The 22,699-nt window shown below is 60.6% G+C and carries 19 protein-coding genes and 2 pseudogenes; 6 read left to right on the top strand and 15 right to left on the bottom strand.

Annotated features, from left to right (window positions below; translation table 11 throughout):
* A pseudogene (locus E3O56_RS19625) lies at positions 1 to 1,446 on the bottom strand (DUF6531 domain-containing protein); the annotation flags it as partial.
* Positions 1,447 to 1,683: 237 nt separating this feature from the next.
* Here E3O56_RS19625 and E3O56_RS19620 point away from each other — a divergent pair.
* Positions 1,684 to 2,769, top strand: a complete 1,086-nt coding sequence (locus tag E3O56_RS19620) for a DUF1615 domain-containing protein (protein WP_248128838.1) — start codon at positions 1,684 to 1,686, stop codon at positions 2,767 to 2,769.
* Here E3O56_RS19620 and E3O56_RS19615 read toward each other — a convergent pair whose 3' ends face one another.
* Positions 2,770 to 3,564, bottom strand: coding sequence for a DUF4349 domain-containing protein (locus E3O56_RS19615; protein WP_116667358.1), 795 nt, complete (start codon positions 3,562 to 3,564; stop codon positions 2,770 to 2,772). It abuts the gene before it with no gap.
* 85 nt (positions 3,565 to 3,649) lie between these two features.
* On the opposite strand from E3O56_RS19615, the pseudogene E3O56_RS19610 reads away from it, so the two are divergent.
* Positions 3,650 to 3,889: pseudogene (locus E3O56_RS19610) on the top strand (acyl-CoA thioesterase domain-containing protein); the annotation flags it as partial.
* A gap of 139 nt (positions 3,890 to 4,028) precedes the next feature.
* Here the strand turns inward: E3O56_RS19610 and E3O56_RS19605 are convergent.
* The 3 genes from E3O56_RS19605 to E3O56_RS19595 are packed head-to-tail and all read right to left on the bottom strand — an operon-like array spanning position 4,029 to position 6,611.
* Positions 4,029 to 5,210 carry an acetyl-CoA C-acetyltransferase gene (locus tag E3O56_RS19605; protein ID WP_078820863.1) on the bottom strand — a complete coding sequence of 394 codons (1,182 nt, stop codon included), beginning with the start codon at positions 5,208 to 5,210 and terminating at the stop codon, positions 4,029 to 4,031.
* An 11-nt stretch (positions 5,211 to 5,221) separates the two neighbouring features.
* Positions 5,222 to 5,881, bottom strand: a complete 660-nt coding sequence (locus tag E3O56_RS19600) for a CoA transferase subunit B (RefSeq protein WP_005786928.1) — start codon at positions 5,879 to 5,881, stop codon at positions 5,222 to 5,224.
* A 31-nt stretch (positions 5,882 to 5,912) separates the two neighbouring features.
* Positions 5,913 to 6,611: a CoA transferase subunit A gene (locus E3O56_RS19595; protein ID WP_122488244.1), complete on the bottom strand. Its 699-nt coding sequence runs from the start codon at positions 6,609 to 6,611 to the stop codon at positions 5,913 to 5,915.
* A gap of 133 nt (positions 6,612 to 6,744) precedes the next feature.
* Here E3O56_RS19595 and E3O56_RS19590 point away from each other — a divergent pair, with 133 nt between their 5' ends.
* Positions 6,745 to 7,647: a LysR family transcriptional regulator gene (locus tag E3O56_RS19590; RefSeq protein WP_032876764.1), complete on the top strand. Its 903-nt coding sequence runs from the start codon at positions 6,745 to 6,747 to the stop codon at positions 7,645 to 7,647.
* Positions 7,648 to 7,702: 55 nt separating this feature from the next.
* Here the strand turns inward: E3O56_RS19590 and E3O56_RS19585 are convergent, their stop codons facing one another.
* The 6 genes from E3O56_RS19585 to E3O56_RS19560 all read right to left on the bottom strand — a co-directional run bounded on the left by E3O56_RS19585 (position 7,703) and on the right by E3O56_RS19560 (position 15,430).
* Positions 7,703 to 8,032, bottom strand: a complete 330-nt coding sequence (locus E3O56_RS19585) for a hypothetical protein (protein WP_003190335.1) — start codon at positions 8,030 to 8,032, stop codon at positions 7,703 to 7,705.
* Between the two features lie 469 nt (positions 8,033 to 8,501).
* Positions 8,502 to 9,356, bottom strand: a complete 855-nt coding sequence (locus E3O56_RS19580) for an NAD-dependent protein deacetylase (RefSeq protein ID WP_248128836.1) — start codon at positions 9,354 to 9,356, stop codon at positions 8,502 to 8,504.
* 8 nt (positions 9,357 to 9,364) lie between these two features.
* A complete protein-coding gene (locus E3O56_RS19575) occupies positions 9,365 to 9,805 on the bottom strand; it encodes a CBS domain-containing protein (protein ID WP_148854148.1) in 441 nt (146 codons plus the stop codon).
* A gap of 130 nt (positions 9,806 to 9,935) precedes the next feature.
* On the bottom strand, positions 9,936 to 11,885 hold the full coding sequence (locus tag E3O56_RS19570) for a DNA topoisomerase III (RefSeq protein ID WP_248128834.1): 1,950 nt from the start codon (positions 11,883 to 11,885) through the stop codon (positions 9,936 to 9,938).
* 166 nt (positions 11,886 to 12,051) lie between these two features.
* A complete protein-coding gene (locus tag E3O56_RS19565; protein ID WP_005786943.1) occupies positions 12,052 to 13,674 on the bottom strand; it encodes an MFS transporter in 1,623 nt (540 codons plus the stop codon).
* An 88-nt stretch (positions 13,675 to 13,762) separates the two neighbouring features.
* Positions 13,763 to 15,430, bottom strand: coding sequence for a GMC family oxidoreductase N-terminal domain-containing protein (locus tag E3O56_RS19560; protein WP_103735349.1), 1,668 nt, complete (start codon positions 15,428 to 15,430; stop codon positions 13,763 to 13,765).
* Between the two features lie 129 nt (positions 15,431 to 15,559).
* Here E3O56_RS19560 and E3O56_RS19555 point away from each other — a divergent pair, with 129 nt between their 5' ends.
* Complete coding sequence (locus tag E3O56_RS19555; RefSeq protein WP_148854144.1) at positions 15,560 to 16,453, top strand: LysR family transcriptional regulator; 894 nt, start codon at positions 15,560 to 15,562, stop codon at positions 16,451 to 16,453.
* A 123-nt stretch (positions 16,454 to 16,576) separates the two neighbouring features.
* On the opposite strand, the gene E3O56_RS19550 is transcribed toward E3O56_RS19555, so the two are convergent.
* The 3 genes from E3O56_RS19550 to E3O56_RS19540 form a co-directional block, all read right to left on the bottom strand.
* Entirely contained in the window at positions 16,577 to 18,436 is a 1,860-nt protein-coding gene (locus E3O56_RS19550; RefSeq protein WP_248128832.1) for a DUF3857 domain-containing protein, read from the bottom strand.
* 178 nt (positions 18,437 to 18,614) lie between these two features.
* Positions 18,615 to 19,961 (bottom strand): glutamine synthetase family protein, encoded by a 1,347-nt coding sequence (locus E3O56_RS19545; protein WP_032876747.1) that lies wholly within the window; start codon positions 19,959 to 19,961, stop codon positions 18,615 to 18,617.
* Positions 19,962 to 19,972: 11 nt separating this feature from the next.
* Complete coding sequence (locus E3O56_RS19540) at positions 19,973 to 20,530, bottom strand: XRE family transcriptional regulator (protein ID WP_032881000.1); 558 nt, start codon at positions 20,528 to 20,530, stop codon at positions 19,973 to 19,975.
* Positions 20,531 to 20,798: 268 nt separating this feature from the next.
* On the opposite strand from E3O56_RS19540, the gene E3O56_RS19535 reads away from it, so the two are divergent.
* Together E3O56_RS19535 and E3O56_RS19530 are read left to right on the top strand one after the other, a co-directional pair.
* Positions 20,799 to 21,107 (top strand): RcnB family protein, encoded by a 309-nt coding sequence (locus E3O56_RS19535; RefSeq protein ID WP_005786954.1) that lies wholly within the window; start codon positions 20,799 to 20,801, stop codon positions 21,105 to 21,107.
* An 88-nt stretch (positions 21,108 to 21,195) separates the two neighbouring features.
* Positions 21,196 to 22,389 (top strand): MFS transporter, encoded by a 1,194-nt coding sequence (locus E3O56_RS19530; RefSeq protein WP_032876744.1) that lies wholly within the window; start codon positions 21,196 to 21,198, stop codon positions 22,387 to 22,389.
* On the opposite strand, the gene E3O56_RS19525 is transcribed toward E3O56_RS19530, so the two are convergent.
* Entirely contained in the window at positions 22,352 to 22,624 is a 273-nt protein-coding gene (locus tag E3O56_RS19525; RefSeq protein WP_032876742.1) for a DUF1652 domain-containing protein, read from the bottom strand. The two genes, E3O56_RS19530 and E3O56_RS19525, sit on opposite strands and share 38 nt — an antisense overlap.
* Positions 22,625 to 22,699: the final 75 nt, after the last annotated feature.

Below are 22,699 nucleotides of genomic sequence, written 5' to 3'. Positions count from 1 at the left end.
TCGCCCGACACACAAAGCCTGTGCGCCAGCGCATGACTCCAGCCAAACCCCAACCCGCAATCCAGTTCCACCGCACTGGTGCGATACAGCCGCGTCCACTCAAACGGCAAAATCCCGTCCAGCGCGCCATCGGTAAGGGTCAGCAATTCCTCGCCGGTGACCATCGACACCGGGCAACCATGAGTGACCGTCTTATCTGCTGGAGCCGCCGCATCTCCCTTCGGATTCGACGCCACGGCAGGCGCATCATCCACCGATTCCTGGCGGACCAACGTGGTGCGTTGGGTCTTGCTGCGCACCATCGACACCGGGTTCGAAACCAGCGTATCGCCTGCCTTCAACGGCACCACCGGCACGGCCTTGACCGGTGTCGCGGCACTGCTCAGTAACACCGGCTTGGCGACCTCGACATGCGGCCCCAACCCTGGCCCCACTACTTGCTTGGCCAGCAATTCCAACAACGCTCGTGCGCGCCCGGATTTGACGTGACTGAGCACACCAGCCCCCAATCGCACCACTACGCCCATCGCACCCAAGACGCGAATCAGCAGCAGATTGATCAGGACCTCACCGGTAATTTCGCCCCACAGTTCAGCCATCTCCGGCGGCGGGAGCATGCGCATCCAGCTGACCAGCGCCGATAGATAGATAAACAACAGCGGCTCATCACTGAGCACCAGCAAGCCCTGGGCGATCGCGTCACTGCTCAGTGTCAGCAGTTCATCGAGCTCAGTTTGAGAAAGGTATTGCAGCAGTTTTTCGCTGTTGGGCTTGAGGTCCGCCAGCCGCGCCGACAGCTCGCCAATGTTGTCCCACAGGCTGTAAAGCGCCTTGACCATGCCGCTGGCAAAGGCCGCCTCCAGCAGGCGGCGCCGCTCAAGCGGGCGAGCGTCTGCGTAACTTTTCCACTGGGCTTGGAAAGTGTCGGTCCACTCTTTGCGCAGCCGGGCTTCCAGCGCTGCGATCACCGACTGGTAGGAGGCATACAGCGCCTTGAGGTGATCCTGGGAAACGTTGGGGTAAAAGCTCACCCGATATTGCTGGTTGCGATCACACTCGGTGATCTCAAGGATGCCGCTCGGGCCGATGGTCTTGTGGATGGGCTCGCCCAGCGGACCGCCGTTTGGATCAACGCGTTGCAGCATCACCGCTGTGTCGCCGATCGGCACGAACCGCGTGCTCTGGAACATATGCACCAGGGTCAACGTACCGTTGGCCCGGCAGGTGGCGACGGTGCTGCTGGGAAACAGGGAGCGATTGATCGGGGCAACGAGCGTTACCTCATCGCCGACCTTGAACACCTGCTCAAGCTCCAGCGCCGAGAAGCTCCAGAAGCTATTGGCCCAATCGTCAAAGGTGTTCAAGCAATCGCGAAAGTCACGGAAGACGCCTTCAACGTCGACCGTTTTTTGGGGTCAGGGCCAGCCTGCCAATGACCGGGTTCAAGCGCCAACCCCATCAACCGGGGGGGTAACGAAAACAACCATCTGCAATCCCTCGCACTGTTCAATCAGGCGAGGGACTTTGCAGCGGTTCACAGGGCAGGGGAGTAGCGCTTATCCGGCAGTTATGTGGGATGTTTCAGCTAAGGCTAGGCATCCGCTTCGGCTCACCGACGAACCCCGGTTAGACTTACCTGTCGATATCAGCACTGCCCGGCCTGTCGTTAACCAAGGAAGCCTCATGTATCCAAGTCGTCTGTTCTTTTGCCTCATGCCTTTGCTGGTGCTGGCCGGCTGTTCCACCTCCCGTGGCCCGCAGCAACCCGAGCGCAGTGAGGCCGAGGTGAAGGCGCAGATCGTGCGCCTGCTGCCGGCCAAGGTGTCGGACCGCAACGGTTGGGCCCAGGACATCTACACCGCCTTCGACACCCAGAAAATCTACCCCAGCACCGAAAACATCTGCGCCGTGCTGGCGGTGACCGAGCAGGAGTCTACCTATCAGGTCGACCCGCCTGTGCCGGGCATGGGCAAGATCGCCCAGGATGAAATCCTGCGTCGCGCCGGCAAGGTGCATGTGCCCGCGTTCGTGGTACGCAGCGCCCTGCAATTGCGTTCGCCCACCGGCAAAACCTACGCCGACCGCTTGAATGCCGCACGCACCGAGAAGGACTTAAGCGCGATCTTCGATGACTTCATCAGCATGGTGCCCCTGGGTAATACCTTGTTTGGCGGCTTCAACCCGGTGCACACCGCAGGCCCGATGCAGGTCAGTATCGACTTTGCACAAAAACAGGCGCGGGGTTATCCCTACACGGTGGACGGTACGATTCGCCGTGAAGTGTTCACCCGTCGCGGCGGTATGTACTTCGGCATCGCCCATTTGCTCGGCTACCCGGTGAGCTACGACCAGCCGCTGTACCGCTTTGCCGATTTCAATGCCGGTTGGTACGCCAGCCGCAATGCTGCGTTCCAGGCCGCGGTCAGCCGCGTGACGGGCAAAGAGCTGGCGCTGGATGGGGACTTGATCCGCTATGGCTCCCTGCTGCCCGGCACCACCGAACTGGCAGTGCGCTCACTGGGGGCGAAGCTGGACATGCGCAACCCGAGCATCCGCAGCCAGTTGGAGCAGGGCGACCAGTTGGATTTCGAGGACACCACGCTGTACAAGCGCGTCTTCAGCCTGGCCGACCAGGCGGCCGGCAAACCGCTGCCACGGGCGATCCTGCCGGGCATTGCGCTCAAGAGCCCGAAGATCACCCGCAACCTGACCACGGCCTGGTTTGCCAAGCGTGTGGATGAGCGCTATCAGCGCTGCATGAAGCGCTGATCAACTGCGGCGCTTGACGAACCGGCGCCACAAGCCCACCCACAACCACACTACCGGGAACGCCAGGATCACGAAGGGCAGCACATAGCTGGCACGTTCCAGGGCGTCTGCGGTGCCGTTCACCAGGTTGTCTCCCAGGTTGCTGAACATCCGGGTGAACCTTGACACCTGGTTGGCGCCGTCGGAGGAGCGGAAGTTCAAGGTCACGCGGTTGGTGTCGAGGCGGCGTTGCTGGCCGGCGGCAACCTGAGCCAGTTCCTGCAGCTCGTTTTCAATGCCGGCTTGCTCTTTGCTCAGGACGATCAGGTCGCTGACGGTGATGTCCTTGCGCTTGGCCAGTTCATCGAGGCGTTGCTGCTGGGCTTGCAGGCGGTCCTGGCGACGGCGCACATCCGCCACGGCATCGGCCAGGTCTTCGGCAGTGGTGATGCGCTGGCCGAGCTTACCGCCTTCGGCCGCCAGGGCGACCATCGGCTCCACACCCGTGGGCGCGATCCGCAGGATGACCTGGCCACCCTGGCCGTCTTCGGTAATGCCGAGGATATTGCAGGCACCAAAGCGCGCCGTTTCACACGCCTCACGAGTGGCCTGCATACGCGGCGCGAGCAGAGCGCCGGGCAGGGCCAGGGTCAAGTCATGCTCATAGGCCAGTTGCGCCCCGGCCTTGCCCTGTTCGCCATTGATGACCGTGGCGCGAGAGTGGTCCTTGGGTGAGCAACCGGCCAAGGCCAGGCCAGCGAGCAAAATCAACAGCGGCGCGCGAAGCGGGTGGGAATTGCCGTCCAGGTGGCGCATTACGTTTCCTTGAAATGTGCAGGAGAAATTGATCGCGATTAAAGCCGGTCTGGTCCATTAACGCAAAGCATTGCCGGGGATTTGCCTGGCCGATATTGGCATGGGATACGCCATGGCGTTTTCCAGTGAGCCACCGCTGCCGTTGATTACTGCCAGCATGACCGTGGACTACCTGGGCGCCGTGCAGGTGGGGGAGTGGATGGTGGTACGTTTGGAAAGCCACAGGCGCGGGCGGCAGATGGCGTTTGCGACGCTGAGTTTGCAAGTGCAGGAGCGCATTGTGCTGCGTGCGAGTGCGGTGTTTGCGGTGCCACCGTCTGACCGAGTGCTTACAGGTAGGGAATCGATAAAAGAAAAGGCCTGGCTTTTCGTGGAACCGGGCCTTTTCTGTGTTGCTCTTATTGGCATGGGGCTACTACGCAGCCCAACGGGAGCAAGCTCCCTCGCCACAATAGCGATCCGATTCAGTTGCGTTCGAGTGCCAGGGCCACGCCTTGGCCGCCGCCAATGCACAGCGTCGCCAAACCTTTTTTGGCGTCGCGCTTGATCATTTCATGCAGCAGGGTCACCAGCACGCGGCAGCCTGAGGCGCCAATCGGGTGGCCGATGGCGATCGCGCCGCCGTTGACGTTGACTTTATCGGCGTCCCATTCCAGCTCTTTGCCCACTGCCAAAGATTGCGCAGCGAAGGCTTCGTTGGCTTCGATCAGGTCCAGGTCTGCCAACTGCCAGCCGGCCTTGTCCAGGCAGCGGCGAGTGGCCGATACCGGACCGATGCCCATGATGGCCGGGTCCACGCCCGCATTGGCGTAGCTGGCGATACGCGCAAGTACAGGCAAGCCGAGGGCGCGGGCTTTGTCGGCGCTCATCAGCAGCACGGCGGCGGCGCCGTCGTTGAGGCTGGAGGCGTTGCCGGCGGTGACGCTGCCGTCTTTCTTGAATGCCGGCTTGAGCTTGGCCAGGGACTCGGCCGTGGTACCGGCGCGGGGTTGTTCGTCCACCGCGAAAGCCACCGGGTCGCCTTTGCGCTGGGGAATCAGGATCGGGGTGATCTCGTCGGCAAAACGTCCGGCCTCAATGGCAGCGGCGGCTTTTTGCTGGGAGGCGGCGGCGAACGCATCCTGGGCTTCACGGCTGATGCCGTACTTGTCTACCAGGTTCTCGGCGGTGATGCCCATGTGGTAGTCGTTGAATGCGTCCCACAGGCCGTCGGTGATCATGCTGTCGATCATCTTCGCGTGGCCCATGCGCAAACCGGTGCGCGCGGCGGGTAGTACGTAGGGTGCCAGGCTCATGTTTTCCATGCCGCCGGCAATGATCACCTCGGCGTCGCCGCAACGAATGGCCTGTGCGCCCAGGTGCAGGGCCTTGAGGCCCGAGCCGCAAACCTTGTTCAGGGTCAGGCTCGGCACGGCGTGGGGCAGGCCGGCGAGGATCGAAGCCTGGCGCGCCGGGTTCTGGCCGCTGCCTGCAGTGAGCACCTGGCCGAGGATCACTTCATCGACTTGGGCCGGGTCCAGGCCGGTCTGCTCCAGCAGGCGACGGATCACCGCGGCACCCAGTTCCGGGGCCGGAATACTCGCCAGCGAACCTTGAAAGCTGCCCACGGCGGTGCGGGTGGCAGCAACAATCACGACGTCTTGCATGGAATCTGTCCTCACTGGAAGTGCATTTCTGGAACGTGGTCCGGGACGATCAGTTTACCGGCGGTCTTGCTCACAATCTCTTCAACACTGACGCCAGGTGCGCGTTCCTTGAGGACAAAAGCGCCATTTTCGATTTCCAGGTACGCCAGGTCCGTGAGCACACGCTTGATGCAGTTGGCGCCGGTCAGCGGCAGGCTGCATTGGCTGAGCAACTTGGACTCACCGTCCTTGGATGCGTGGGTCATGATCACGATGATATTTTCCGCACCGGCCACCAGGTCCATAGCACCGCCCATGCCCTTGACCAGCTTGCCGGGGATCATCCACGAGGCAATGTTGCCTTGTACGTCCACTTCAAACGCGCCGAGTACCGTGAGGTCGACATGCCCGCCGCGAATCATCGCGAAGGATTCGGCGGAGGAGAAGATCGAAGCACCGATGCGCGCGGTCACAGTCTGTTTACCGGCGTTGATCATGTCGGCATCAATGGTCTCTTCAGTCGGAAACGGTCCCATGCCGAGCAGGCCGTTTTCCGATTGCAGCATCACTTCCATGCCGTCGGGGATGTAATTGGCCACCAGGGTCGGAATGCCGATGCCCAGGTTCACGTAGTAACCGTCCTGCATTTCGCGGGCGACGCGTTGAGCCATTTGTTCGCGGGTAAGAGCCATGGTTGTTTCCTCTTATTGTTCTGGACGTGGATTATTTGCGGACGGTGCGCTGTTCGATGCGCTTCTCGAAGGTGCCGCAGATGATCCGGTCGACGTAGATGCCAGGGGTGTGGATCTGCGCCGGGTCCAGCTCGCCCGGTTCGACGATTTCCTCGACTTCGACCACGGTGATCTTGCCCGCAGTGGCGGCCAGCGGGTTGAAGTTCTGGGCGGTGTGGCGGTAGATGACGTTGCCGAAGTGGTCGGCTTTCCAGCCTTTGACGATAGCGAAATCGCCGGTGATCGATTCTTCCATCAAATACGGGCGACCCTTGAATTCGCGGGTCTCCTTGCCTTCGGCGACCGGGGTGCCGACGCCGGTGGCGGTGAAGAAGGCCGGGATGCCGGCGCCGCCTGCGCGCATTTTTTCCGCGAGGGTGCCCTGGGGGGTGAGGACTACTTCGATTTCGCCGCTGAGCAGTTGCTTCTCGAACAAGGCGTTTTCACCCACATAAGAGGCGATCACCTTGCTGATCTGTTTTTCTTCGAGCAGCACGCCCAGGCCGAAGCCATCGACGCCGCAGTTGTTGGAAACCACCGTCAGGTCGCGGGTGCCTTTGCGCTTGATCTCGGCAATGAGGTTTTCCGGAATGCCACACAGGCCAAAACCGCCGGAGAGCACGGTCATGCCGTCTTCCAGGCCTGCCAGTGCTTCTTCATAGGACGCCACGCGTTTATCGAAACCTGCCATATGCACCTCTTTTATTGTTTGTGGTCCAGCCAGTGCGTTGAGTGTTGCGCCAGTGGATTGATTTGTTAAGTTGTTTTTTAAGGTTGATTGATTTAGAAAACAGCATAGTCCAACTGCTGTCTGGAGCTGCCTCATGACCGTCAAACAGATGCGTGCCTTTCTCGCCGTTGCTCAGAGTCTGAGTTTTGCTGCTGCCTGCGAGCGCCTGCACCTTTCTCAGTCGGCACTGAGCTTGACCATCAAGGGGTTGGAAGAAGGGTTGGGCGGGCGCCTGTTCAGCCGCAATACCCGTAACGTCGCGCTGACCCCCGAGGGCGAATCGCTGTTGCCCCTGGCGCGACGGTTGATTGCCGACTGGGACAACGCCGAGGACGAACTGCGCCAGCGTTTTACCCTGCAACGCGGGCGCGTGACGGTGGCGGCCATGCCGTCGTTTGCCGGTAACCTGTTGCCGCCGATCCTGAAGATCTTCCGCGCACGTTACCCTCAGGTGAACGTGACGGTGCATGACCTGATCAACGAGCAAGTGCTGGAGATGGTGCGCGACCGTCAGGTGGAGTTGGGCGTGGCATTCGAGCCGTCCGAAGGGTCATCGTTGGCATTTACGCCGTTATATCTGGATCGCTTTATCGCCGTGGTGCCAGGGGATTCGCCGTTGGCTCAGCGTGCCGAGATCGATTGGAAAACCTTGCTGGAGCAACCGTTTATCACGTTGCAACGCCCCTCCACGGTACGGGTGATGTTGGAAGAACACCTTGGTGCCTTGCAGATGAAATTGCCCGTAGCGTTGGAAAGCCATCAACTGGCGACCGTGGGGAAGATGGTCGCCAGCGGGCTGGGCGTCAGCGCCGTGCCAGCGTTATGTGCCCGGCAGATGGAGGAGGCGGGTGCTCATTGCATTACCTTGACCGGCCCGGTGATCGAGCGGCCAATTGGCGTGTTGACCAAACCGGGCCATGAGTTGTCGGCGGCGGCGCAAGTGTTGTTCGATATTTTTCGGGATGAGGCGGGGAAGGGCAGGTTTCCAACTTTCTAACGTTATAAAAAATGCGGGAGCTGGCAAGCCAGCTCCCGCATTGATTGAGTAATACTTAGTAGTAGCGGTCGATCACTTTAACTTGCGAGCTGTCTTTGAAAGATGCCCAGGCATTGTTGAGTGTATCGAACACCTGCTCGATAAAGTTTCGATCAGCCGCAGCCTTCTTTCCGACATAGCCCTGGCCACGGCGGTACATCTTCAGGCGCGCCGCCAGTTCACGGTTATTGCGGTCGAACTCGGCTTCTTCGGTATGGGGCGCCAGGCAGTCAATTTGCACTTCGCCCGATTTGCCAATCCACAGGATATGGTCGTCGAGTGTGTCTTTCTGCGCTGCGAACATCTCAGCCAATTCATCGATAGTTGGTTGGTTGTTCAGATTCATGTGTAAGCCCCTTGACCAGTTGGCGATCTATCAATTGATTCGTTAAAACTGCGTAGTTGTCTCCGGTTCCGAAAACCGGGCGTCAGTGACGGTCTGCCGAATACGGGCAGGGTCTTGAACCTGATGCATGTAGTCTTGCTGATGAACTGCTACGCAACGCTTTCATAACGAAGACAAGCAGCGTTTTAGCTCCTTGTACCGGACCCTTTCGGGGCTGGTCAGCTTCATCAATCTGCCTTGTGGGCAGTGCACATCCGGAAAAACAGCTCGGCGGTCAGACGAGCCTGTTCAAAACGCTTGTTACCAACGCTCCCGATCCGGGAGACGTCTAGATCATGCAAGGACAAAAAGGTTACGTCAACGATTATGTAGTGATTATTTTTGATCACTACATAATTTGTTGTGGGGGCGGGGGAATGCGGGAAAACGTGACTTGGGCGTCATTTTTTGGAGGTGCAGGTCGGGCGTTTCAACCCTCCTGTAGGAGCCGGTCGACGAGCAACGGCAGTAGCTGCTCGCAGGAGGCCTGGATTTTAACCTGCAGCAGCTCATCCCCGCGTGTCTTGCCCAGATTGATCGCAATCACCGGCTTACCCTGCTCGACCATGGCCTTGCACAATCGGAACGCCGAATAGGCCATCAGCGACGACCCCACCACCAGCAGGCCCTCAGCGTGTTCTACCGCCGCCATCGCCTTCAGCGCCGTCGCCGGTGCGACATTCTCGCCAAAGAACACCACGTCAGGTTTGAGCCGCTCGCCGTTGCAATGGGGGCAGTGGGGCACCTGGAAGTGTTGTTCAAATGCCGGATCGAGCAAGGTGTCGCCATCCGGCGCTTGCACGGCGTGAACCTGCGCCATATGCGGGTTATCAACTTCCATTTGCCGCTGGATCACATCGCGCTCGCTGCGCAGTTGGCAATCCAGGCACAGCACCCGATGCAAGCTGCCGTGCAACTCGATCACGTCATGGCTGCCGGCCTGGTCATGCAGGGTGTCGACGTTCTGCGTGATCAGCCCGCTGATATGGCCATGGTGTTGCAGTGTCGCCAGTGCCAGGTGAGCCTTGTTCGGCTGCGCAATGCGCACACGCGGCCAACCCAGCATCGCCCGCGCCCAGTAACGGCGTCGCGCATCCGGGGTGGCAAGAAATTCCTGGTACATCATCGGTGCTTTGCCCCGGCGTACACCTTCACTGTCGCGGTAATCCGGGATGCCCGACGAGGTGCTGATGCCTGCGCCGGTCAAGACTAAAAAGCGTCGTTCAGCCATAGCCCGGTGCAGGATTTCGAGGTGGTCCGCCTGATGTTCCAGCGTGTCGAGCATGGTGTCTCCTATTCGCCGCGGATGTATTGCTCCAGCTGTTTGATCAGATCAGCCTGTTCGGCAATGGCTTCCTTCACCAAGTCGCCGATGGACAGCAGGCCCAACAGTTTGCCGTCTTCGACCACCGGTAGGTGGCGCAGGTGACTGTCGGTCATGATGTTCATGCATTCCTCGACACTTTTATGGGTGTCGACGGTGATGACGGGAGAGCTCATAACATCGTCGACCCGAGTGGTCACCGACGACAGGCCTTTGAGAATGAGTTTACGTGCGTAATCACGCTCGCTGATGATCCCTACGACCGCACCTTCCTTGACGACTGGCAAGGCACCGACGTTTTTCTCCGACATCCGCACCAGCGCTTCGAACACCGTGTGGTCCCATTGAATGGTGTGGACGTCCTGGTTTTTCTGATCCTTGGCTTTGAGCAATTGTGCGACGGTTTTCATGGCGGCCACTCCGGTGTTGTTCTTAGGTAGTCAGGGTCCCCTAAAGAATCCTAGACGGCCTGCGGCAGGGCAAGACCCAAAGCGGCGTTAAACCTGTCGAAAAACGTCATTTGCCGGATTTTTACGCGTTCTAGCCCGCCGTTGTCGGTTTCTTTGTGCGCTTTGGACTGGCCGCAGCCCTGCGTGGAGCGCTCTTACGTTTCTTCTTCCAGGGCGTGGCACCTCGACCTGCCGGGCTGGCGGGGCCGGTGATGGTCATGCGCATACCGTTACAGCGCGCCACCTGCTTGCTCATCCACGCCGCCTGCTTGGCAACGAATTCTTCCAGGCTCATTTCGCCGCTTTGCACCATGTCCAGCGCTTGTTCCCAGATGGCGGTGGTGCCTGGGTCGGCAATGGCGCGGGGCACCGCGTCAATCAGGCTGAACGCGGCTGGGGTTGCCGACAGGGCTTTGCCGTTTTTCATCAGGTAACCGCGGTCCAGCAAGCCCTGGATGATCCCGGCGCGAGTGGCTTCGGTGCCGATGCCGGTGGTGTCCTTGAGCTTTTGCTTGAGCAGCGGGTCTTGCACCAGTTTGGCGACGTTTTTCATCGCCTTGATCAGGTCGCCTTCGGTAAAGGGCTTGGGCGGTTGGGTCCACAGGTCCTTGAGGTTGACCTTGGCCACGGCGTAGTCCTGGTCCTGTACCAGCGTCGGCAAGGCCTGGGGGGCGGGTGCTTCACGGCCTTTGGCGGGCGCCAGTGCCTCGGGCAATGCGCGTTTCCAGCCCGCTTCGATGATGACCTTGCCCACCGCACGCAACGCCTGGCCGGCACAGTCGAAATCTGCCTGGGTGCGGTCGTATTCATGGTTGGGCAGGAACTGCGCCAGGTAGCGCGCGCGTATCAAGGTGTAGACCGCACGGTGCTTGCCGGTCAGTTGGCTTAAATCCTTGCCCGCCCCAGTGGGGATGATGCCGTGGTGGGCGCTGACCTTGGCGTCATTCCAGGCCCGCGAGCGGCGTTGAGGGTCGATGTGCGGCATCAATTCGTTGACCGCCGCATCCGCACGGCCCAGCGCCGAGAGGATCTTTGGCGCCTCACTGTGCTGGCTCAACGGCAGGTAGCCGCAATCGCTGCGCGGGTAGGTGATGACCTTATGAGTTTCGTAGAGGGATTGGGCAATATCCAGGGTTTCCTGGGCGCCCAGGCCGAGCTTTTTGGAACAGATTTCCTGCAGTGTGCCGAGGTCAAAGGGCAGGGGGGCAACTTCGCGCATGCGTTCGGTGCGCAGCTTTACCAGCCGCGCCGTGTTCGCGTTGCCCATGGCGTCGGCCGCGTCCCGCGCCAGTTGCGGGTTGAGGCAGCGGCCCTGGTCGTCGCAGGCATCTTCATGGGCGCGCCACTGGGCGGTAAAGGTCATGCGCTCGTGGCGCAGGTCGACATCAATGGCCCAGTACGCCACCGGCACGAAATCGGCGATGCTGCGATCACGGTCCACCACCAGGCGCAGGGTCGGGGTTTGCACCCGGCCTACTGGCAATACGCCCTGATAGCCGGATTGGCGCCCCAGTAGGGTAAACAGGCGGCTCATGTTCATACCGATCAGCCAGTCGGCGCGGGAGCGGCCCAGGGCCGAGTGATACAGGCTGAAGGTTTCGGCGCCCGGCTTGAGCGCCGCCAGGGCCTTGCGAATGGAGGCCTCGTCCAGTGCCGACAGCCATAGCCGCTGGATCGGCCCACGGTAGCGGCAATGCTCCACCAGTTCACGGGCGATCATCTCGCCCTCACGGTCAGCATCGGTGGCGATCACCAGCTCCTGGGCTTCCCCCAGCAAGCGCTTGACCGCCTTGTACTGGCTGGCGGTCTTGGGCTTGACCAGCATCTTCCATTTTTCCGGAACGATCGGCAGGTCGGCCAGCACCCAGCGTTTGTATTTGGCGTCGTAGGCGTCGGGCGGGGCAGTTTCCAACAGGTGCCCGATGCACCAGGTGACAGTAACCCCGTTGCCCAGCCAGCAGCCGTCGCCGCGGCGTGTGGCGCCGAGCACGGCCGCGATATCCTTGGCCTGGGAGGGTTTTTCACAGAGGTACAGCCGCATGGTCATCACATCAGATCGGGTTGATGCCTTGCAGGATGCTTAGTCAAAAGGATTTGAGCAACCATTATCTGTATGGATGTACAGCAATTTGTGTGAGCAACAACAACCAAAATGTGGGAGGGGGGCTTGCTCCCTCCCACAAGGGATCTTCGGTGTTCAAACGAACTCAGTTGTTATCGATATCCACATGCCGGGTTTCTTTGAGGCAGAACAAACCGACGATCAAGCTCACCCCAGTCACCACCACCGGGTACCACAGGCCATAGAAGATATCGCCGGTGTACACCACCAGGGCAAAGGATACGGTCGGCAGGAACCCGCCAAACCAGCCGTTGCCGATATGGTAGGGCAGGGACATCGAGGTGTAGCGGATACGCGTCGGAAACAGCTCCACCATCAGCGCTGCCAATGGCCCGTAGCACATGGCCGCGATCAGGATCAGCACGACGATTAGCACCACCACCATCACCTTGTTGACCTGGGCCACGTCCGCCGAAGACGGGTAGCCGGCCAGGGTCACGGCGCCACGCAGTGCCGCCTCGTCAAAGCCGTCGATGCGCACATCACCCACGCTCACCTGCACCGGGCTGCCTGCCGGAGCGGCGGCACTGCTGTAGGGCAGGCCCTGCTTGACCAGGAAGGTCTTGACCTTGTCGCATGGGCTGTCAAAACGCGCCTTGCCCACCGGGTCGAACTGGAAAGTACAGGTGGCCGGGTCGGCCAGCACGGTAATCGGCGCCTGTCGGCTGGCCTGGTCCATCGCTGGGTTGGTGTAGTGCGCCAGGCCCTTGAAGATCGGGAAGTACAGCGCGGTCGCCAGCAGCAGGCCGAGCATCAGCACCGGCTTGCGCCCGACCTTGTCCGACAGCCAGCCAAACAGGATAAAGAACGGCGCGCCAATCACCACGCTGATGATCAGCAACATATTGGCCAGGGCCGGGTCCATGCGCAGGAACTGGGTCAGGAAGAACAGCACATAGAACTGCGCCGCGTAAAAGGTCACGGCCTGCCCGCCGTTGATACTGAACAGCGCGATCAATACGACCTTGAGGTTTTCCCATTTACCGAACGATTCGCGGATCGGCGCCTTGCTGGCCTTGCCTTCTTCTTTCATTTTCAGGAAGGCCGGCGACTCGTGCAGGCTCATGCGGATCCAGGTCGAGATGCCCAGCAGCACGATGGAAAACAGGAACGGAATGCGCCAGCCCCACACTTCGAACTGATCGCCCGTGAAGTAACGGCAGGCCAGCACCACCAGCAACGACAGCAACAGGCCGAGGGTGGCGGTGGATTGAATCCAGCTGGTATGCAGGCCGCGCTTGCCGGGTGGCGCATGTTCGGCCACATAGGTGGCCGCGCCGCCGTACTCGCCGCCCAGCGCCAAGCCCTGCAACATACGCAGTACGATCAGGATGATCGGTGCGGCGATGCCGATGCTGGCGTAGGTCGGCAGCAGCCCGACGCAGAAGGTTGCCACGCCCATCAAAATGATGGTGACCAGGAAGGTGTACTTGCGCCCGATCATGTCGCCCAGGCGGCCGAACACCAATGCTCCGAACGGGCGCACCACAAAGCCTGCGGCGAAGGCCATCAAGGCAAAGATAAACGCAGTGGTGTCGTTGACCCCGGCAAAGAACTGCTTGCTGATCACCGCCGCCAGGGCGCCGTAGAGGAAAAAGTCATACCACTCGAACACCGTCCCCAGGGACGAGGCGAAGATGACTTTTCTTGATTCGTTGGCAGTGCTTGCACTGGCCGCCGAGCCCAGGGGTTGAGCATGTTCTGACATTGGGTGTCCCTCACAGTGATTATTTATTGTTGTCCCACTGTCGGCGCCAACTTCGGCGCCGCTGTTTTTCTTCATATATCGTCAACGATTACGCGGGGTGCCCTGCGGTGCGCGGTGCGGGTGGGTTTTTCGCGAGCAAGCTCGCGCCTACAGTGTTCGGTGAAAGGATCAACTGCGCGGCCTTCTCGGCGATCATCAGCGTCGGTGAGCAGGTATTGCCGGAGGTGATGCGCGGCATGATCGACGCATCGGCAATGCGCAGCCCGGGGATGCCATGCACACGCAGTTGGCTGTCGACCACGGCGTCCTTGTCATCGCCCATGCGGCAGGTGCCCACCGGGTGGAAAATGGTGGTGCCGATGCGTGCCGCGGCTTCGTGCAGTTGTGCTTCTGTTTGCAGCGCATCGCCAGGCAGGTATTCCACCGGCTTGAACTGGCTCAAGGCGGGCGCGGCGACGATGCGCCGGGTCAGGCGGATGGCGTCGGCGGCCACGCGCAAGTCCTCGGGGTGGCTGAGGTAGTTGGGTTGTATCAGCGGGGCATCCGCCGGGTTGGCCGAGCGAATATCCACGCGGCCGCGGCTTTGCGGGCGCAGGTCGCAGACCGACGCGGTAAACGCCGGGAAGCCGTGCAACGGTTCGCCAAAGCGCTCCAGGGACAGCGGCTGCACATGGTATTCAAGGTTGGCCGACGTCTGCTCCGGCCCGGAGCGGGCAAATGCGCCAAGCTGGCTGGGCGCCATCGACAGCGGACCGCTGCGGTCGTACAGGTAGCGCAGGCCCATGCCCATCTTGCCCCACAGCGTGCCGGCGATCTGGTTCAGGGTGCGCGCATTTTCCAGTTTGTAGATCAGGCGCAGTTGCAGGTGATCTTGCAGGTTGCCGCCCACGCCCGGCAGTTCATGCACCACATCAATGCCCAACGGTTTGAGCACGTTGGTGGGGCCGATCCCGGAACGCTGCAGAATGCCCGGCGAGCCCACGGCACCGGCGCACAATATGATCTCCTTGCGCGCTTTCCAGCTGAGCTGTCGGCCGTGTTGGCGCCCGACAACCTGGGAGGCCCGGCCGTTTTCCAGCAGCACACGGTCGACCTCCACCTCCGTCAACACAGTCAGGTTGGGGCGTTGGCGGATCGGCTTGAGAAACGCCTTCGCCGCATTCCAGCGCACCCCGGCCTTCTGGTTGACCTGGAAGTAGCCGCAGCCTTCGTTGTCGCCCTGGTTGAAATCATTGATGTTGGCGATGCCGCTCTGGGCTGCCGCCTCACGAAACGCATCGAGGATTGGCCACGACAGGCGCTGCTGCTCGACGCGCCACTCGCCACCATCGCTGTGGAATTCCGATCCACCGGCAAAGTGGTTTTCGCTGTGTTTGAACAGCGGCAACACATCCTTCCAGGCCCAGCCCGGGTTGCCTGCTGCCGCCCAGCCGTCGTAGTCCTGGGCTTGGCCGCGCATGTAGATCATGCCGTTGATGGACGAGCAGCCGCCGAGCACTTTGCCCCGTGGGTAACTCAGGGCGCGACCTTGCAGGCCGGCCTGCGCTTCGGTTTTGAAGCACCAGTCGGTGCGCGGGTTGCCGATGCAGAACAGGTAGCCGACGGGGATGTGGATCCAGGGGTAATTATCGCGGCCACCGGCTTCCAGCAGCAGGACGCGGTGGGCCGGGTTGGCGGACAAACGATTGGCCAGCAGGCAACCGGCGGGGCCGGCGCCGACCACGATGTAATCGTATTCAGCAGTTGCAATGGGCATCTGGGGGCTCGCTTGTTTTTCTTGTTGGCCCCATCCTAGTTGTTAGTTTTCGTCTTAAAAATGTTAGTTTTTACCCAGCTGCTGTGCGTTTTTAAACAGCGCGGTCCGGGCTCAGGCAATGGAGGCGATATGTTCGACTGGAATGACCTGCGGTTTTTTCTCGAGTTGCAGCGCAGTGGCCGCCTGCTCACCGCCGCGCAACGCTTGAAAACCACGCATGCCACCGTGGCCCGGCATATCGAGGCCATCGAGAAAAGCCTCGGCACCGCGCTGTTTGTGCAACACGCCCAAGGCTACGAATTGACACCCGCGGGCGAGGCGCTGCTCAAACATGCCGAAGTCATGGAGAACGTGGCGCTGCTGGCCGAAGACGAACTCACCCACTCAGCCGCGCCCTTGGGCAAGATACGTCTGGGGGTCGCCGAAGGTCTGGGCGTGATGTTCCTCGCCGGGCGCATGGGCGGGTTGTTCGAGCGTTACCCAGGTCTGGAAGTGGAGCTGGTGGCCGTACCGCGTTTTGTCAGCATCCTCAATCGCGAAGCGGAGATCAGCATCCACCTGGAACGCCCCAGCGTCGATCAATTGGTGACACGCAAACTCACCGACTACCGCCTGGCGCTGTATGCCAGCCGCGCTTATCTTGCGCGCAACCCGCCGATCGAAAAGCGCGAAGACCTCGCCGCCCATGCCTGGATCGATTACGTCGATGACCTGCTGTTCAGCCAGGAACTGAAGTTCCTCAACAGCTTCTGTCGCAACCCCAAGGTGGTGTTCCACAGCACCAGCGTGATCGCCCAGCACCAGGCGGCGCGTTCGGGGTTGGGCATTGCCGTGTTGCCATGCTTTATGGCGGCGGGCGACAAGGATTTGGTGCCGTTGCTGCCGGCAGAGAGCATCCAGCGCAGCTACTGGATCAGCTCGCGTCGGGAGTTGCACAAGTCGGTGCGGTTGCGGGTGTTGTGGGATTATGTGGTGGAGTTGTGCGCGCGCGAGCAGAGTTTGCTACTCGGCGAATCCCGCTGACACACACGGACTAAAAGGTGGGAGCTGGCTTGCCTGCGATGGCGGTGTATCAGTCACGCATGTGCAAGCTGACCCGCCGCCATCGCAGGCAAGCCAGCTCCCACATTTGATCTGAGTTTGATTTTAGAGCTTGACTACCTGATGCACCTGCTCGGCACACGCCCGAGCCTCGTCAATCATCTTGCCGAACGCATCACTGGCCACTTCAGCATGGGTCAGCCAGCGTTTCTTCTGGCTCAGGCGATAGTGGTAGCGCAGCGAGCCATCCTGCAGTTTTCCGTCCAGGTCCAGGTCGTACCAGGGCGAGCGCACTGTGCAGCCGGGGATGGCTTTTTCCATCTTCCCGCCTGTCAGGGTGTAGGTGTAGTCGTAGGTTTCCGGGTTGCCCAAGTAAAGGTCGGCCTGCTGCCCCTGGCGGCGATAGTTGATGTAGCCCTCCCACCGGTCTTTCAACGACGGGTCGGTGTAGACATAGTCATTGGCCAGTTTTTCCAGGGCGCGCTGATCATTCATGCGCGCGGTGACGCTATAACCGTCATGCACCACAAAGCCGGTAGGTTCACGGGTGATCTGGCAGTCGCTGATGTCGTTGCCGAAGTTGGCGCAGATATTCTGGTCGGTGGCGGTGGTGCCTTGCTGGCGGTCGGCGACGCTCATTTGCATCAGCGGCAGGCGGCTGAAGGTGATAGTAGCTTTCACCGCGCCATCTCCTTCTTTGCCGTACTGCACCTGTTTGTCCAGGCGGATCGAGACTTCGGGCCGTTCCAATGGAATGTGTTCTTCGCGCACGTGGCCCAGGGCGTCGTTGACCAGCACCCAGCGGTCCTGAATGTCGGGCATGATCTGGCCCGGGGCGAAGACCGGATTGGTCGGGTCAAGCCACCACACCTGGTCATTCACTTCGGCACGCACGATGGCGTGGTTAGGCGCCTGGGTACCCGGAATCAGCAAGGAGTGGACCACATCGCCACGGCTCACCCACGCGGTCTCGGCCTTGATGCCACTGGCCTTGAGCATGGCCGTCAGCAGCGTCGCCAGGTCCTTGCAGTCGCCGTAGCCATGCTGCTCGATTTCCGCCAGGCTGAATGGCACATAACCACGCTCGCTGGCCCGCCAGTCACCCAGGTAGCGGTAGTGATCATTGATGTGCTGCATCAGCGCAGCCACTTGCTCGGCCGGTGCCAGGCTGCGTGCGGCGGCCACGGCGGCGGCGGCTTGCGCCGGCAGGTTGGCGCCGAGAATCTGGTTGTAACGCTGGGCGAAATCACCGAAGTAAGCCTGGCGTTCCACGGCGCTACCGACTTCCAGGCGTGGGATGCGCAGCAGGGCGGCAGCGGAGGATTCATTGATGTAGTTGAGGTAGATCGGGGCTTTAAGCGCCACGTCCAGGGTCTTGCCGTTGCTCGAAGGGGTCACGTTGAACGCGTCGAACATTTCACTGCGCCACTGGATCGGGCGTTCGGCGGTAAAGCGCGCCTTGAAGCGATCACGGCGGGCCGCGCCGGGGCCGAACTTGAGCACGTAATGGAACTGGGTCATCAGCGGTTTGGCCGGGTAGTGCTGGCGTACGGTGTAGCGGATCTTTGTGCCCACGCGCAAGTTGGGGAAGGCCAGGGAGGTTTGTTTGTCGCGGCTGAAGCCCTGGTCCGGGTTGGGCGCGCTGCGCGTGTCGATTTGAGTGGCCGCCAGGGGGACCGGCTTGGCGCCAGGCTGGGTGGACTGTGCGCTGATCACCTCAAAGGTATCGCCTTCGGAGTAATCGAAGTCGATGCGCGAAAGCATTTCGCGGCCGTTGGGCTTGAGGATTGTGTAGCGGTAAGTGGTGGTGCAGTCGGTACTGGCGTCGCGGTTGAAGTGGCAGTGCAATTCGGTGTCGTTGGCCAGCGGCGCTTCGGCAATAGGTTGCAGGGCAGCGCTGACGGAATGGGAAACAAGCCCCAGACTGATGGCAATCAAAGGGCGGTGAAACGAAAAACGGTACATGGGCGCCTCGGGTGACACATTGAAACAGCTACCCGGCGGGTAGCGAGAAGGCGCCGGATGATAATGGGTCTCAACGGCAAAAGCCAGGATTGTTCGACAATTTATCCGTCTGAAAGGCCCGTGCTAGAGCCTTTCTTTGATTTAAGTCAGGTTTTGGGTAAGTCAGTTTCGGTAGTTTTTAAAGAAACCAGCGATATTCCCGCGCATGAATCTCTTGCTGGAAAGCCAAGTGATCCTGGCGCTTGTTCTCGCAATATACATCGACAAATTCCGCGCCCAGCTTGTCGCGCACTACCGGTTGCTGCTGCATGGCGCGCACGGCGTCGAGCATCTCCACCGGGAAATCGGTACCGCTGTTACGGTCTTCGTTCAGCGATGTGATCGGCTCGCGCTTGGCCTCAAGCCCATGCTCCAGGCCCATCAGGATCGCCGCCAGCACCAGGTAGGGGTTGGCGTCGGCGCTGGCCAGGCGGTGCTCGATCCGCAGGTTGCGCGGGTCGGACTCGGGGATGCGCACGCACGCGTCACGGTCTTCAAAGCCCCAACTGGCGCGGGTGGCGGCGTTGACGGTGCCACCCAGGCGGCGCAAGGCATTGTGGTTGGGCGCGAAGATCGGCATGCAATGCGGCAGCAGCTCCAGGCAACCGGCCACGGCGTGGCGCAGCGGTTGCTGTTGATGAGCGGCAAGCAGGTTATTGCCCGCCGCGTCGTAGAGGCTGACATGCACATGCATGCCGCTGCCGGGAAATTGCAGGTAGGGCTTGGCCATGAAACTGGCGCGGTAACCGTGCTTGAGTGCCACGCCCCGGGTGCTGCGGCAGAACAGTGCGGCCCAGTCGGCGGCGCGCAAGCCGTCGTCGCAGTGGCCAAAGTTGATCTCGAACTGGCCGGGACCAATCTCGGCCGTGATCACGGTGATGTCGATACCCTGTTCCTGGGCGGTTTGCGCCATGTCGTCGAGCACTTCGCTGAAGCGCGAGAGCCGCTCGATATGCAGGTTGGGCTGGTCGTCGGCGTCACCACTGAGCGGGTCTCGGGCAAATTGCGGCAGGCCGTTGTCGAGCTTCTTATCGAACAGATAGAACTCCAGCTCAAACGCTACCACCGGGTGGATGCCCTTGTGCTGCAAGCGTTCCAGCACCTTGGCCAATACTTCGCGGGGCTCGAACTCGATCGGCGCTGCGGTGCCGTCCGAGGTGATGAGCATTTGCCCCAAGGGCTGCGATTCCCAGCTAACCGGCTTCAATGTGCCCGGCACCAGGCGGCGATTGGCATCCGGGTCACCGTCGTTGAAGCAGTAGTCGCCAATCTTGAACAACCCGCCCTGAGCCCCCAGCAATACCGCGTTCTGCGGCAACTTCAACGGGCTGCCGGCGGCGACTTTTTCAAGCATCTCCACCGGGTAGCGCTTGCCGTAGAAATGCCCGGGAATGTCCAGGGCGATCAGGTCGACATAACGCACGTCGGGGTGGTTCTGGCGAAAGGTCCGTACTTCGGCCAGCAACGTTGCAGATGGGCTTTTCACGGGTGCAGCTCCTAGTTGTAAACCCACAGGACGCGGGCGGGCAGGTCGGTCAGGTTGGCGTAGCGGCAGTGGGCGAAACTGGCCAGGTGGAAACTGTCGCCTTCGTAGAGGGTGACTGCATCGGACTCACCCTCAACCCACAGGGTCAGCTCGCCCTCCAGCACAAAGCCAGCCTGCTCGGCGCGATCGCTCATGCTTTGCTCGCCGCTGTTGGCACCGGGGGCCAACAAGCTGTCGAGCATCGAGAAAGCACCGTTCATGCTCGGCGACACCAGGATGTCGGTGATGCCATTGGCGTAATACACCGTGCGCCGCTCGTTGGGGCGGGTCACCCAGTCCACCGCCTTGGGTTTGGGCAGGCTGTAGAAATAGGTGGTGGGCACATCGAGGGCGTGGCTGATGGCGGTCAGGTCGGCGACGGTGGGTTGCGACAACCCGCGTTCCACTTGGGACACAAACCCCACCGAGCGCTCGATCTTTTGTGCCAATTGCGCCAGGGTGAGTTTCTTGTGCTTGCGCAGGTCGTGGATCAGGGTCGCGAGAGTGGCGAGTTCTTGTTGCTGGTTCATGAAATTTAGTTCGAATAATTTCATGAAAAATTACATGATTAATTTCATGGAGGCAATCGGGAGGGAGTTTGAAGCGTATTTATTCTTGCTGGAACAGGAGCTGCAGGGGTGTAGCACGCGATCGGATGCGGATCGGGTGGGACAATTGTTGGCCGGACTTTATGGGTCAGCAAGGCCGAGCTGGCCACAGGGGAAACTGAGCGGGCTGAATGATTCTGCGCCGCCGCGGTCGGAACCTGGGTACGCACCATTAATTGAAGGAGCACCCATGAAGTCGAAAACCTTAGCCGCTTGCCTGCTGGTCGCTGCCAGCTTTTCCACCGCCAGCGCTGTAGTGCAGGCCGGCGATACCCCTCAGGAAACCGTGCAACCTTCAAACATCAACGCCCGTGATTTGAAAGAAGGTGATCGCGCCCCGGACATGTTGATGCGCGAGGAATCAGCGATTAAAGACTGGAAAAAGCGCGGCCTCAAACAGCCTGAGGATGAGAGCCAATGGGCGCGTGTAGGCGACAAGTACGTCCTGCTCAAAACCACCAACGGCACCATCCTTGAGATTACGCCGGTCAAGAAATAATTCTGCCGGGCCACCTGCTCGTTTCGTGGTTCATGCGTTAAGGTAACCGACCGCAATGGTCGCGTTACCTTCACAGGAAAGAAGCAGGATGCTTGCCACAATAAGAACCTACCCCCGCACGGTGAATCTGCTGCTGTGCGCCACCTTGCTGCTGACGTTGGCCAAGGCCATCACCTTTCCCTACCTGGTGATCTACCTCACCAGCCACTTCGCCCTGGACATTACCCAGGTTGGCCTGGTGATCGGCAGTTCGCTGATCGTCGGCTCGCTGCTCAGCGTGTACGGCGGCTTCCTGGTCGACCGCATCAACAGCTATCGGCTGTTGCTCGCATTGAGCCTGGTGTTTGTACTGGGGTTTATCGGCACGCTGTTGGCGCAGGATATCTGGGCGTTCTATGGCTGCCTGATCCTGATCAACCTGGCCTACGCGGTCATCGACATTGCGGTGAAAGCCGGCTTCGCCAGCCTGTTGCCCGAAGACGCACGCAGTGAAGTGTTTTCAATCAAATATACCCTCACCAATATCGGTTATGCCGTGGGGCCGGCCTTCGGGGCGATGGTGGCCAAGCTGGATATCAGCCTGCCGTTTATTCTGTCGGCGCTGTTGGGGCTCGGTTTTTTCCTGCTGTATTGGCGGTGGGGCGACCGCACCTTGGCCACTGTGGATGCCACGCAAAAACCGGTGCCGTTTCTGGCCGTCGCCCGTGTGCTGCTGCAAGATCGTCGCCTGGTGTGTTTCACCCTCGGCGGTTTGCTCAGTGCGGTGGTGTTCGGCCAGTTCACGGCCTACCTGTCTCAATACCTGGTAACCACCACCACCGCCGAATACACCTACACCGTGATCAGCGCAGTGCTGACCACCAACGCCGTGCTGGTGATTGCCTTGCAGTACCTGATTGGTCGGCGCATTTCGCATCGCTATCTCAGCCAATGGCTGATCGCGGGCTTGAGCATGTTCATGCTGGGGTTGATCGGTTTCGCGCTGTCCACCAGCGTGTTGTGGTGGGTATTGGCAATGGCGGTGTTTACCGTAGGGGAAATCATCGTGTTCCCGGCCGAGTACATGTTTATCGACCGAATCGCCCCGGACCACCTGCGGGGCATGTATTACGGGGCGCAGAACCTGTCCAATCTCGGTGCCGCGCTGGGGCCGGTGCTTTGTGGGCTGGTGCTGGCCAGCCTGCCGGCCCACTACATGTTCTATATGCTGGGGGCGTTTATCATTGGCGGCGGGGTGTTCTATTTCATGGGGGCGGCGATGAAGGCAAATCATCCAGCGTGAGCTTGCCGACGTTGTTGCTTTGCAGTTCGTAGCGCAACTCATCCACCATCTTCGCCACTTCCTGCGGGGTTTGCAGGCGATTGGTGCTGATGCCGGTAACCACCAGGTCGACACGGCCGGTTTCTGCGTCGTAGACCTTGAGGGTCAAGGACGCATCCCGGCACAGGGTGAATTCGCACGTCAGCGGTGACAGGCCTTCTTCGATGCAGTTGCGCAGTTGAGAGAGGGTAAACATGCAGATTCCTTCAAGGCATAAATACGATCCCTTGAAGGTTATGGCGTGCACCCGCGCGCCATAAGGCGAATTCGC

Origin of the sequence: Pseudomonas sp. W2Aug9 (genome assembly GCF_023127755.1) — a bacterium.
Lineage (GTDB): Bacteria > Pseudomonadota > Gammaproteobacteria > Pseudomonadales > Pseudomonadaceae > Aquipseudomonas > Aquipseudomonas synxantha_A.
This window is presented reverse-complemented; position numbering and strand designations above follow the sequence as displayed.